This window comes from Pseudomonas sp. SWRI111, assembly GCF_014268555.1.
Lineage (GTDB): Bacteria > Pseudomonadota > Gammaproteobacteria > Pseudomonadales > Pseudomonadaceae > Aquipseudomonas > Aquipseudomonas hamedanensis.
The window spans coordinates 521,146-534,510 of sequence record NZ_JABWQQ010000001.1 but is presented as its reverse complement, the minus strand read 5'-3'; the positions used below and the strand labels follow the sequence as shown (position 1 = coordinate 534,510).

Genomic DNA, 13,365 nt, shown 5'->3' with positions numbered 1-13,365 from the left:
CCGCCGCCTTCGCGAGCAGGCTCGCTCCCACAAGGTGGCTTAAAGTCCATTCCTGAGCGTTGTAGGACGATCGAACAAGCGTTTCATCGGCCTGATGGCAAAATGATTACTTTGTCAGTGCGTTCTTCCGCGCAATCAGTACAATCGCCGGATTTTCCTGACCGAGAATGGATGCAATACGGTCTTGGTCGGCACGAGAATCCCCATGCTCATCGGCAGCTACTCTTTCACCCTGGTTTTCATTTCGCTGTGCGTGGCGATTCTCGCCTCCTACACGGCGCTCGACCTGACCGGGCGCATCGCTACCGCCAAGGGCCGCGCCGTGCATTTCTGGACGGCAGGCGGGGCGTTGGCCATGGGGGTTGGCGTCTGGTCGATGCACTTTATCGGCATGCTCGCCTTCAAGTTGCCGATCGATCTGGGTTACGACATCGCCCTCACGGCGCTGTCGCTGCTGATCGCCGTGCTGTCCTGCGGATTCGCCTTGTGGCTGGTCAGCCAGCCAAAACTGCCGCTGCTGCAACTGGCCTTCGGTGCGTTGATCATGGGCGCGGGCATCAGCGCCATGCATTACACCGGTATGGCGGCGCTGCGCATGACCCCCGGCATCGACTACGACCCGACGTTATTCAGCGCCTCGTTGCTGATTGCCGTGGGTGCTTCGGCGGCCGCGTTGTGGATCGCCTTTCGCCTGCGCCAGCATTCGCCGTATGTACGCCTGATCCGCGCCGGCGCGGCGGTGATCATGGGTATTGCCATTGTCGGCATGCACTATACCGGCATGGCGGCCGCACAGTTTCCCGAGGGCAGTTTCTGCGGCGCGACGGTCAATGGCCTGAAAGGCAACGGACTCGACAGTCTGGTGTTGGTCACCACGCTGGCGGTGTTGTCGATCGCCTTGCTGACGTCGATCCTCGACGCTCGCCTCGAAGCACGCACCGCTGATCTGGCGCACTCGCTGACGGTGGCCAACCGCGAACTCACGCAACTGGCCCTGCACGACCCCCTCACTGGGCTGCCCAACCGCATGCTGCTCGACGACCGCATCAGTCAGGCAATCAACAAGGTTCACGAGCAGGGCGGTTGTTTCGCCTTGATGTTCATCGATCTGGACGGTTTCAAACCGGTCAACGATGCCTTCGGCCATCACATGGGCGACCAACTGCTGCGCGAGGTCGGTGTGCGCCTGCGCGAGGATCTGCGCAGCCAGGACACGCTGGCCCGGATCGGCGGCGATGAATTCGTCCTGCTGGTGCGCCTCACCGAGCCCGACGATGCCGTGAGTCTGGCGGCGCGTCAGGTCGGTTTGATTGCCCAGGCGTTCCGTGTTGCTGAACACGACTTGCAGATTTCCGCCAGTGTCGGTATCGCCCTGTATCCGGGCAATGGCCACAGCGCGCAAGAGCTGCTGATGAACGCCGATGCCGCGATGTACCACGCCAAGGGCGGCGGCAAGAACGGCTACAGCTTTTTCGACGCCTCGATGAATAACAACGCCCGCAAGCAGTTGCAGTTGGTGCAGGACTTGCGCGCGGCGCTGGAACACAATCAGTTCAGCCTGCATTACCAGCCCAAGTTTGACGCCGCCAATGGTCGCGCGGTCGGCGCCGAAGCGTTGCTGCGCTGGGAGCATCCCGTCCACGGCTTGCTGATGCCCGACACGTTTATCGATCTGGCAGAGAAAACCGGTTTGATCATCCCGATGGGCGAGTGGGTGCTCAACGAAGCGTGTCGGCAGATGCGCGAGTGGTACGTGCTCGGCTACACCGATTGGCGCATTGCGGTAAACCTCTCGGCGTTGCAGTTTTGTAATGCTGGACTGGTGCGCAGCGTTGCCAAGGCGCTGCGCACGCACCACCTGCCGGCGAACAGCCTGACCCTGGAGATCACCGAAACCACCGCCATGAGCGATGCCGATGCGAGCATGACGGTGTTGCAGGAACTGTCGGACATGGGCGTCGACCTGTCGATTGACGACTTCGGCACCGGTTATTCCAGCCTGATGTACCTCAAGCGCCTGCCGGCCAATGAGCTGAAGATCGACCGCGGTTTCGTTCGCGACCTGGAGCACGACAGTGATGATGCGGCGATCGTTTCGGCGATTGTCGCGCTCGGCCAGGCGCTGGGGTTGCGCATCGTTGCCGAAGGCGTCGAAACCGGTGTGCAGCAGGATTTCCTGACCAAACTGGGCTGTGATTCGTTACAGGGCTACCTGCTTGGGCATCCGCTGCCGGCTGAGCGCTTCTTGCAGGACATCGTGCGCGGGGAGCGCTTGGCGGTGGTCTGACAGACCCTGTGGCAGCGTGCCTGCTCGCGAAGGCATCCGGACAGGCGCCACAGACTTCATGCAAAACCCGCCAATGGCAGTTATTCTCACCCCGACTGTTACGTGTGCACGTGGGGGAAAGCCAGCATGGATAAAGTCATTGTCATCACCGGTGGCGGGCGCGGGATTGGCGCGGCTACGGCGCTGTTGGCTGCCGAACAAGGCTATCGGATCTGCATCAATTACCAGTCCGATGAACAGGCCGCGCACGCCGTGCTGGAACAGGTTCGTGCCTTGGGCGCCCAGGCCATTGCAGTGCGCGCCGACGTCAGCATCGAAGACGAAGTGGTTGCGATGTTTCACCGCGTCGACAGCGAACTGGGCCGCGTCACCGCACTGGTGAACAACGCGGGCACCGTCGCACACAAATCGCGGGTCGACGAAATGTCCGAGTTCCGCATTCTCAAAATCATGAAAACCAACGTCCTGGCACCGATCCTCTGCGCCAAGCACGCGATCCTGCGCATGTCGCCCAAACATGGTGGGCAGGGTGGCAGCATCGTCAACGTTTCATCGGTGGCCGCACGCCTGGGCTCGCCAAACGAATACGTCGACTACGCCGCCTCCAAAGGCGCGCTCGATACCTTCACCATCGGCCTGTCCAAGGAAGTAGCCGGCGAGGGGATTCGCGTCAATGCGGTGCGTCCGGGCTACATCTACACCGACTTCCACGCGCTGAGCGGCGATCCGGACCGGGTCAGCAAGCTCGAATCGGCGATCCCCATGGCGCGGGGCGGACGCCCGGATGAAGTGGCGGAGGCGATTGTCTGGTTGCTGTCGGACAAGGCGTCGTATGCAACGGGGACGTTTGTTGATTTGGGGGGTGGGCGTTAGACCGCTGAATGTGCTTCGTTAGCGCCGGCCCCTTCGCGAGCAAGCCCGCTCCCACATTGGTTCTGTATGCACAAATCTACTGTGGGAGCGAGCCTGCTCGCGAAGGGGCCAGTCCAGGCAATATCAAACCATCAAAACGACCGCACAATCCGCCCCAGCGTCTCCATGGCCTTTTCCGAATCCTCGGTCCACGGGCTGCCGTAGTTCAACCGAATGCAGTTCCTGAAGCGCTGGGTCGGCGAGAAAATCGGCCCCGGGGCGATGCTGATGCCTTGCGCCAGCGCCATCTGAAACAGCTTCAGCGAATCCATCTGCTCCGGTAATTCCAGCCACAAAAAGTAGCCGCCCGCCGGTTGGCTGACCCGGGTCTGCGCCGGAAAATAACGGGCAATCGCTGCGAGCATCGCGCTTTGCTGCTCTTCAAGGGCGTAGCGCAGTTTGCGCAGGTGGCGGTCGTAGCCGCCGTGTTGCAGGTAGTCGGCAATCGCTGCTTGCGCCGGCATCGAGGCGCATAGCGAGGTCATCAGTTTCAGCCGCTCGATTTTCTGCGCGTAGCGCCCGGCGGCGACCCAGCCGATGCGGTAGCCGGGGGCGAGGCTTTTGGCGAACGAGCCGCAATGCATCACCAGGCCCTCCGTGTCGAACGCCTTGGCCGGTTTTGGCGCCTGCTGACCGTAATAGAGTTCGGCGTAGACGTCGTCTTCGATCAGCGGCACCTGATGCTGGCGCAGCAGTTCTACCAGTTCCTGCTTCTTCGCCTCGGGCATGGTTGCGCCCATCGGATTCTGGAAACTGGTCATGCACCAGCACGCCTTGATCGGGTGCCGCGCCAGGGTTTGCGCGAGGACGCCGAGGTCGATGCCGTCGCGCGGGTGCACGGGGATTTCCACGGCTTTGAGCTTCAGGCGCTCAAGCACTTGCAGGCTGGCATAAAACGCCGGGGCTTCGATGGCCACAAGATCGCCCGGCTCGGTCACTGCTTGCAGGCACAGGTTCAGGGCTTCGAGGGCGCCGTTGGTGATCAACAGTTCTTCCATCGGCAACATCAGGCCGCCGACCATGTAGCGCAGGGCGATTTGCCGACGCAACTGCGGGTTGCCCGGCGACATGTCGGTGACGACCATGCGCGGGTCCATTTCCCGGGCAGCGCTGGCCAGTGAGCGTGACAGGCGCTGCAACGGGAACAAACCCGGACTGGGGAACGCCGAGCCGAAAGGCACGGTGCTCGGGTCCTTGATCGAGTCGAGTACCGAAAACACCAGCTCACTGACGTCGACTTCGGTGGATTCGTTGACCTGGCTGCTGATCACCGGCTCGGAAAACGGGCTCGGCGCATGGGTGTTGACGAAGTATCCGGAGCGCGGCCGCGCGCGGATCAGCCCGCGCCGTTCCAACAGGTAATAAGCCTGGAACACCGTCGACGGGCTGACGCCGTAGGTCTGGCTGGCATAGCGCACCGAGGGCACCCGCTGGCCGGGGCCGAGTACGCCGGAGCGGATCAGTTCTGCGATGTCGTCGGCGAATTTTTCGTAGCGTTTCATGGTGGATCCGGATGGGTGCTTATGGGGGAATCGCGGCGGCTTCATTCGCGAGCAGGCTCGCTCCCACAAGGGAACGTGGTCAATGGTGCGAGCGAGCCTGCTCGCGAATGAAAGCACGGCAGTCTAAGGGCAATCAGCGATTCATCGGCGCAACAAATCGGCTCTTCGCCACGCTGTAAACCTGCGGCTCGTCAGTGTCTTCAATCCTGAAATTCAATGTCTGCGAGCTGCTGGCCGGCCGCTCGGTAGTCATCGCCACCGATACCGGCACGTCGACAATCTCCCCCGGCGCCAGGCTCAGTGCCGTTTTGCCCTGCAATTCGAACCCTTCGCCATCAAGCAGACTCAACCGGTACTCCTGCCGCTGCTGAGTCTTGTTGATCACCTTGAGCGAATAGATATTCTCGATCCGCCCCCGAGCATTCTCGCGAAACAATCCGCGATCCTTGGTCACATCCAGCGACACCATTGGCCGCTCGACCAGTGCCAGCGCCAAGGCGCCGATCATCACCAGCAGCAGCGCCGTGTAGCCAATCAGGCGCGGGCGCAGCAGATGCGTCTTGCCGCCCTGCAATTCGCGTTCGGAACTGTAGCGGATCAAGCCGCGCGGGTAATGCATTTTGTCCATGATCGAGTCGCAGGCATCGATGCACGCCGCGCAACCGATGCACTCCATCTGCAACCCGTCGCGTATGTCGATACCGGTCGGGCAGACCTGCACGCACAGTTGGCAATCGATGCAATCGCCCAGGCCTGCCTCTTGCGGCTTGACGTCACGTTTGCGTGGGCCACGGCTTTCGCCCCGGGCGACGTCGTAGGCGATGGTCAGGGTGTCCTTGTCGAACATCACACTCTGGAACCGCGCATACGGGCACATGTGCATGCACACCGCTTCGCGCAGCCAGCCGGCATTGATGTAGGTGGCGGCGGTGAAAAACAGCACCCAGAACAGGCTGACGCCACCGATCTGCAAGGTCAGCAGTTCTTCGGCCAGCGGCCGGATCGGGGTGAAGTAACCGACAAAGGTCAGCCCGGTCAGCACACTGATCGCCAGCCACAGGGTGTGCTTGGCGGCGCGCCGGGCCAGCTTGTTCAGGCCCCACGGTGCCGCTTGCAGTTTGATCCGCTGGTTGCGTTCGCCTTCGGTGATTTTCTCGCACCACATGAAAATCCATGTCCAGGAACTTTGCGGGCAGGTGTACCCGCACCAGACCCGCCCGGCGAACACGGTGATGGCGAACAGGCCGAACGCGGCAATGATCAGCAGGGCCGACAGCAGAATGAAATCCTGCGGCCAGAACGTCGCGCCGAAGATGTGGAATTTGCTTTGCGAGAGGTCCCACAGCACCGCCTGACGACCGCCCCAGTTCAACCACACCGTACCGAAAAACAGCACGAACAACAGTCCCGCGCCGCTCATGCGCAGGGTGCGGAACAGACCGGTGAAACTGCGGGTCTGGATCGGCTGGTCACTGGGCCTTGCCGTCGCCTTCATCGGGCGTGCGGGCACGCTTTTTATTGTTGGCGGCGCTTCTACGGTTCGGACGGGGATTTGTTCGCTCATGGTCGTTCGCTCATCAGCCTCCATCAGGCCGAGGCACTATGAGCGCCGATCTGTTTGCATAACAGACTCAGGTCTGGCAATAAAAAGCGGATCAGATGAGGTTTTGCGTAACGCCTGCGACAACTTGAAGCAACTTGCCGAATGAGGCGCAAACGGCTAACGCAGGCGCTTGCGCGGGGTGTTGATCAGGGTCAGTCAAATCACCGAATCACCCGCGTCTGCTTTCAGGTGTTCACGACCGTCCCTGGCTCCGGCGACGGTCAAGGCGTCGGCTTCTGCTTCGGTGATGTAGACCCGTTTGCCTTCTATCTCCACGAACGACATGGCTTTTTCGCCATCGGTCATGACTTCCAGCGTGTCGCAGATGCGAATTTCTTCGCCATGTTCGACGGTGAAAAAACAGACTTTCTGCTCGGGGTTGGATTCATCGATTCGAACGGGCATCGCGGCAGTCCTTTTTTCCATTGAGGTCTGCACATTAGGAAGCGAAGCGCGTGGATCGTTCGGCGCAACCGATTAATGGTCGACGTTGTCCATCTTTTATCAAGCCAATAACAAGGACTGCACGATGGAAGACTGGTGGGATGAAGTGTGGAAAACCCTGGAAGCCGAATTTGCCGACATCGGCGACACCGCGCAAATGACCCGCATTACCGTGCGTTTGCTGATGGCGGCGATTCTTGGCGGCATTCTCGGTTTCGAGCGCGAGCATAAAGGCAAGGCTGCCGGGGTGCGCACGCACATGCTGGTGGCGTTGGGTGCTGCACTGTTCGTACTGGTGCCGCAGACATCGGGTGCAGAATCCGATGCCATGAGCAGGGTATTGCAGGGTGTGATCGCCGGGATCGGTTTTCTCGGCGCGGGCACAATCCTGAAAAATCAGCAGGGCGACGAATCCCATGTCAAAGGCCTGACCACGGCCGCCGGGTTATGGATGACAGCGGCAATCGGTGTGGCAGTGGGGCTGGGCAAGGAAGCGACAGCGCTACTGAGCACCATCCTGGCGCTGGCGATTTTCAGTGTGATGCCGTATGTGGTTCGGATGTTCGAAAAAGATATCGACAAGAACGACCACCTCTAGCTCCCGGATGCCTGATCGTTCCCACGCTCTGCGTTCGGCTTTGAATGGGACGCGGAGCGTCCCGGGCTGCATACCCACGCGGAGCGTGGGAACGATCAGTTGGGCGCAGGCTTAGACGATTACCGGCGGCATTGTCGTTGGTGGTTCTTCCTTGGGGGGCGGTGTGGTGCCGGGCGGTTCCTGTTCCGGCACCGGTGGTGGTTCGGTCTCGGGCAACGTCGGTTTGTCGATGTTGGGATCGGGCGTTTCCGCCGGGATCGGGATGTTCATCTGTTGACCTCCGTGTGGCACATGGCGTGAGAAGTGCTTAAGTGGATTGACCGTCTCACGGTGAATTCGATCCGCGTCGCGCCCCGGCAATTTCGTCTGAACTTTTCCCCGGGCCGGTTGCTCGGAAGCTAAGTGAGTTAATCACGGGGCCGGCGCTTCGTGGCGAATACTGATCCGGCACAAGAGCGTCCTTGGGGCGTTAAGGAGAGATGCTCAATGACTGCTGAAACATCTTCAGAACTGAACTACAACCCGCATTTGCCGTTGGCCCAGGCGTTGCTGCTGCCGCGCATCGTCATCGAAAACACCATGCCGACCCTGGAGGGCGGCCAGTTTGCCGCCAAATCGATTGCCGGGCGCGAGGTCGTCGTCACCAGCAAGGTTTTTGCCGACGGCCACGACAAGCTCGCCGTGCGCATCCGTTGGCGCGCCGAAGGTGATGAGAGCTGGCACAGCGAGGTCATGAGCGATCAAGGCAATAATGGCTGGCTGGGCCGTTTCCGCCCCGAGCATCAGGGACGGTATGTCTACTGCATCGAAGCGTGGATCGATCATTTCGCCAGTTTTCAATATGAGCTGGAGAAAAAACACAGCGCCGCCGTGCCGGTGTCGCTGGAGTTGCAGGAAGGCCGCACCATGGTGCTCCAGGCCGCCGAGCGCAGCGAAGGACAACTCAGCGAACAACTTCACGCGCTGCACCACGAATTGTCCGGCTTGCTCGAAACCGAGCAGGTCGCGCTGTTTCTGCACTCGCGCAGTGCGCAGCTGATGGCCGAGGCCGACCTGCGTGCGTACCTGAGCGTCAGCCCGCAATATCCCATGGATGTCGAACGTGAACTCGCCGAGTTCGCCAGTTGGTATGAGCTGTTTCCGCGCTCGATCACCGACGATCCGCGCCGCCACGGCACGTTCAACGACGTCCATTCGCGTCTGCCGATGATTCAGGACATGGGCTTCGACGTGCTGTATTTCACCCCGATCCATCCGATCGGTCGCGCCCACCGCAAGGGGCGCAACAATTCCCTGACGGCCGGCCCGGACGATCCCGGCAGCCCTTATGCGATTGGCAGCGAGGAGGGCGGTCACGAGGCGATTCACTCGCAACTCGGCACCCGCGAAGACTTCCGCCGACTGGTCGCCGCTGCCGCCGATCATGGTCTGGAGATCGCCCTCGATTTCGCGATCCAGTGCTCCCAGGACCACCCGTGGCTCAAACAGCATCCGGGCTGGTTCAACTGGCGCCCGGACGGCACGATCAAATACGCGGAGAACCCGCCGAAGAAATACCAGGACATCGTCAACGTCGACTTCTATGCGCCGGACGCGATTCCGAGCCTGTGGGTGGAGTTGCGTGACATTGTCATCGGCTGGGTCAAAGAAGGCGTGAAGATCTTTCGCGTCGACAATCCGCACACCAAACCGCTGCCGTTCTGGCAATGGCTGATTGCCGATGTACGCGCGCTGTACCCGGAAGTGATTTTCCTGGCTGAAGCCTTCACCACACCGGCGATGATGGCGCGGCTGGGCAAGGTCGGTTATTCGCAGAGCTACACCTATTTCACCTGGCGCAACACCAAGGCTGAACTGGCCACGTACTTCACCGAGCTGAATCAGTCGCCGTGGCGCGAGTGCTATCGGCCGAACTTCTTCGTGAATACCCCGGACATCAACCCGGCATTCCTGCACGACTCCGGGCGCCCCGGTTTCCTGATCCGCGCCGCGCTGGCGACCATGGGCTCAGGCTTGTGGGGCATGTATTCGGGGTTCGAGCTGTGCGAGTCGGCGCCGGTGCCGGGCAAGGAGGAGTACCTCGATTCGGAGAAGTACGAAATCCGCGTCCGCGATTTCACGGCGCCCGGCAACATCATTGCCGAAATCGCTCAGCTCAACCGCATCCGCCGCCAGAACCCGGCGCTGCACAGCCATCTGGGCCTGAAGATCTATAACGCCTGGAACGACAACATCCTGTACTTCGGCAAACGCAGCGCTGACGGCAGCAACTTCATTCTGGTAGCGGTCAGCCTCGATCCGCATAACGTCCAGGAAGCGAATTTCGAATTGCCGCTGTGGGAAATGGGCCTGCCGGACGATGCCGTAACCCACGGCGAGGACTTGATGAACGGCCACCGTTGGGACTGGTATGGAAAATACCAGTTCATGCGCATCGACCCGGCGTATCAGCCGTTCGGGATTTGGCGAATCACAGCCACGTGACGTAGCGAACCGCCCCCTGTGGCGAGGGGATTTATCCCCGTTGGGGCGCGCAGCGGCCCCTTTTTTTCAAGCTTTACCGCGTTTACCAGTTTGCGACTGCTGCGCAGCCGAACGGGGATAAATCCCCTCGCCACAGGGGGTCACCAATGCGAGTCCCTCGGTGGTATCAGTGAATTTTTCAGGAGTTTCACATGGCGAAGAAACCCAAGGCAGCTGCCTTCATCAAAGACCCGCTCTGGTACAAGGATGCGGTGATCTATCAGGTTCACGTCAAATCGTTTTTCGACTCCAACAACGACGGTATCGGCGATTTTCCCGGGCTGATCGCCAAGCTCGATTACATCGCCGACCTGGGCGTCAACACCATCTGGCTGTTGCCGTTCTATCCTTCGCCGCGCCGTGACGATGGCTACGACATTGCCGAATACCGTGGGGTGCACAGCGATTACGGGACCATGGCCGACGCCAAGCGTTTCATCGCCGAAGCCCACAAGCGCGGTTTGCGGGTCATCACTGAGTTGGTCATCAACCACACCTCTGATCAGCACCCGTGGTTCCAGCGCGCGCGCAAAGCCAAGCCGGGTTCGGCGGCGCGGGATTTTTACGTGTGGTCCGATGACGATCAGAAATACGACGGCACGCGGATCATTTTTCTCGACACGGAAAAATCCAACTGGACCTGGGACCCCGTCGCCGGCCAGTACTTCTGGCATCGTTTCTACTCGCACCAGCCGGACTTGAACTTTGATAACCCGCAGGTGATGAAAGCGGTGCTTTCGGTGATGCGTTACTGGCTGGACATGGGCATCGACGGCCTGCGCCTGGACGCGATCCCGTACCTGATCGAACGCGATGGCACCAACAACGAAAATCTCCCCGAAACCCATGACGTACTCAAGCAGATTCGCGCCGAAATCGACGCCAACTATCCCGACCGCATGTTGCTGGCCGAGGCCAATCAGTGGCCGGAGGACACCCAGTTGTATTTCGGAGACACCGACGCTGCCGGGGTGAATGGCGATGAGTGCCACATGGCCTTTCACTTCCCGCTGATGCCGCGCATGTACATGGCGCTGGCTCAGGAGGATCGTTTCCCGATTACCGACATTCTGCGCCAGACCCCGGAAATCCCTACGAACTGCCAATGGGCGATTTTCCTGCGCAACCACGATGAATTGACCTTGGAAATGGTCACCGACCGCGAGCGCGACTACCTGTGGAATTACTACGCGGCTGACCGTCGCGCACGAATCAACCTGGGTATCCGCCGTCGTCTCGCGCCGTTGATGGAGCGTGATCGCCGTCGCATCGAACTGCTCAACAGTCTGCTGCTGTCAATGCCCGGCACGCCGACCCTGTATTACGGTGACGAAATCGGTATGGGCGACAACATCTACCTCGGCGACCGTGATGGCGTGCGCACGCCGATGCAGTGGTCGATCGACCGCAATGGCGGTTTCTCCCGTGCCGATCCGGCCAGCCTGGTGCTGCCGCCGATCATGGACCCGTTGTACGGCTATCAGTCGGTCAACGTCGAGACCCAGTCCGGCGATCCACATTCACTGCTGAACTGGACGCGGCGCCTGCTGGCCGTGCGCAAGCAGTCGAAAGCCTTCGGCCGTGGCACGTTGAAAATGCTCTCGCCGACCAACCGCCGCGTGCTGGCTTACACCCGCGAATACACCGATGCCGATGGCAAGCATGAAATCATCCTGTGCGTGGCCAACGTCTCACGCAGTGCACAAGCGGTCGAACTGGACTTGTCGGCTTACGTCGGCATGGTCCCGGTGGAAATGCTTGGCGGTAATGCGTTTCCGCCGATCGGCCAGTTGAATTTTCTCCTGACCCTGGCGCCGTACGGCTTTTACTGGTTCGCCCTCGCCGCAGAAAACCAGATGCCGAGCTGGCACGTGGAACCGGCGCAGAGCCTGCCGGACTTCACCACGCTGGTGCTGAAAAAGCGCATGGAAGAACTGCTCGAAGCGCCGTCGCGCACGACGCTGGAGCAAAACATCCTGCCGAGCTGGCTGCAGAACCGTCGCTGGTTCGCCGGCAAGGACGCGGCCATCGAGAAGGTCAATCTGGCCTACGGCGTGCGCTTCGGCGACGCGCAGCATCCGGTGCTGCTCAGCGAGATCGACGTCACCAGCGCGGGCCAGACCAGCCGCTATCAGCTGCCGTTCGGCTTCATTGCCGAAGATCACGTCGGCCCACCGTTGCCGCAGCAATTGGCGCTGTCGCGCGTGCGCCGTGTGCGTCAGGTCGGCTTGATCACCGATGCGTTCAGCCTGGAAACGTTCGTCCGCGCTGTGCTGCAAGGCATGCAGAACAACACCGTGCTGGCATCGAGCGAGGGTGAAATCCGCTTCGAACAGACTCCGCACCTGGAAAAACTCGGCCTCGGCGCCGAGCCGGACGTGCGTTACCTGTCCGCCGAGCAATCGAACAGCTCAGTGGTGATCGGCAACAGCCTGGTGCTTAAGCTGATACGTAAAGTCGCTTCTGGCGTACACCCGGAACTGGAGATGAGCGCTTACCTGACCGAGGCCGGATTTGCCAATATCTCTCCGTTGTTGGGATCGGTGATTCGCCGCGATGCACAGGGGCAGGACAACCTGCTGATGATCGCTCAGGGTTATCTGAGCAATCAGGGCGACGCCTGGGAGTGGACGCAGAACAACCTTGAACGGGCGTTGCGCGATGAGCTGGCCGACGCCGTCTCGGAACAGGAGCAGCATTACAACGCCTTGGGCGAATTGAAGGACTTTGCCGGCATGCTCGGGCAGCGTCTGGGCGAGATGCATCAGGTGCTTGCCGCGCCAACCGACAATGCCGACTTTGCTGCGCAAGTGTCTTCAGGCAAAGACATGCAGGCCACCGGCAAGGACGTGACGGCACAGGTCGAACACGCCTTGAAATTGCTCAAGGAGCATCAGGGCGAACTCAATGCGGCGGACCAGAAACTGGTCAAGCGTCTGCTCGACGAGAAGAAAACCATCCTCGCCCATGTGCAGGATCTGGCGAAAAAAGCCACCGGCGGTTTGCGCATTCGTGTGCATGGCGACTTGCATTTGGGCCAAGTGCTGGTGATCAAGGGCGATGCCTATCTGATCGACTTCGAGGGCGAACCGGCGCGGCCGTTGAGTGAGCGTCGTGGCAAGCACAGCCCGTACAAGGATGTCAGCGGTGTGCTGCGTTCCTTCGATTACGCGGCGGCGATGACTATCAACGTGCACAACGTCGACAACAGCCCTGAAGCCGAAGCGGCGCGCAAACGGGTCGCCGAGCGCTATCTGCGTGAAGCCCGCGAGGCATTTGTGCAGGCATATCGCGAGGCGGCAGCTAGTCTTGAACATGCCTGGCAAGACCCTGAAGGCGCCGACGCTGCGCTGGCGTTGTTCGGCCTGGAAAAAGCGGCCTATGAAGTGGCCTATGAGGCGGAAAACCGCCCGACGTGGCTGCCCGTGCCATTGCACGGTTTGTATGGATTATTGACAGGGCTTAAACCCTTTTCCGATCTTGGTGGAGAGTAGTC

At 60.7% G+C, this 13,365-nt stretch carries 9 protein-coding genes; 5 read left to right on the top strand and 4 right to left on the bottom strand.

The annotated features are described in order from the left end of the window. Positions 1-205: 205 nt before the first annotated feature. Positions 206-2,287, top strand: a complete 2,082-nt coding sequence (locus HU755_RS02155; RefSeq protein ID WP_186630433.1) for a bifunctional diguanylate cyclase/phosphodiesterase — start codon at positions 206-208, stop codon at positions 2,285-2,287. 126 nt (positions 2,288-2,413) lie between these two features. After that, entirely contained in the window at positions 2,414-3,160 is a 747-nt protein-coding gene (locus HU755_RS02150) for an SDR family oxidoreductase (RefSeq protein WP_186552186.1), read from the top strand. 131 nt (positions 3,161-3,291) lie between these two features. Here HU755_RS02150 and mapR read toward each other — a convergent pair whose 3' ends face one another. The 3 genes from mapR to HU755_RS02135 form a co-directional block, all read right to left on the bottom strand. After that, the gene (mapR, locus tag HU755_RS02145) at positions 3,292-4,701 is read right to left on the bottom strand and encodes a GntR family transcriptional regulator MpaR (RefSeq protein WP_186630432.1); all 1,410 of its coding nucleotides are present in this window, start codon (positions 4,699-4,701) and stop codon (positions 3,292-3,294) included. A gap of 133 nt (positions 4,702-4,834) precedes the next feature. Further along, positions 4,835-6,265 carry a cytochrome c oxidase accessory protein CcoG gene (gene ccoG / locus HU755_RS02140; protein ID WP_186630431.1) on the bottom strand — a complete coding sequence of 477 codons (1,431 nt, stop codon included), beginning with the start codon at positions 6,263-6,265 and terminating at the stop codon, positions 4,835-4,837. 195 nt (positions 6,266-6,460) lie between these two features. Beyond that, positions 6,461-6,709 carry a DUF3203 family protein gene (locus HU755_RS02135; protein WP_186630430.1) on the bottom strand — a complete coding sequence of 83 codons (249 nt, stop codon included), beginning with the start codon at positions 6,707-6,709 and terminating at the stop codon, positions 6,461-6,463. A 124-nt stretch (positions 6,710-6,833) separates the two neighbouring features. Here HU755_RS02135 and HU755_RS02130 point away from each other — a divergent pair, with 124 nt between their 5' ends. Next, complete coding sequence (locus tag HU755_RS02130) at positions 6,834-7,346, top strand: MgtC/SapB family protein (protein ID WP_186630429.1); 513 nt, start codon at positions 6,834-6,836, stop codon at positions 7,344-7,346. Positions 7,347-7,457: 111 nt separating this feature from the next. On the opposite strand, the gene HU755_RS02125 is transcribed toward HU755_RS02130, so the two are convergent. Further along, the gene (locus HU755_RS02125) at positions 7,458-7,616 is read right to left on the bottom strand and encodes a hypothetical protein (RefSeq protein ID WP_186630428.1); all 159 of its coding nucleotides are present in this window, start codon (positions 7,614-7,616) and stop codon (positions 7,458-7,460) included. Between the two features lie 216 nt (positions 7,617-7,832). On the opposite strand from HU755_RS02125, the gene HU755_RS02120 reads away from it, so the two are divergent. Beyond that, complete coding sequence (locus tag HU755_RS02120; RefSeq protein ID WP_186630427.1) at positions 7,833-9,830, top strand: alpha-1,4-glucan--maltose-1-phosphate maltosyltransferase; 1,998 nt, start codon at positions 7,833-7,835, stop codon at positions 9,828-9,830. 191 nt (positions 9,831-10,021) lie between these two features. Then, positions 10,022-13,363, top strand: a complete 3,342-nt coding sequence (treS, locus tag HU755_RS02115) for a maltose alpha-D-glucosyltransferase (protein WP_186630426.1) — start codon at positions 10,022-10,024, stop codon at positions 13,361-13,363. The last annotated feature ends 2 nt before the right edge of the window (positions 13,364-13,365 follow it).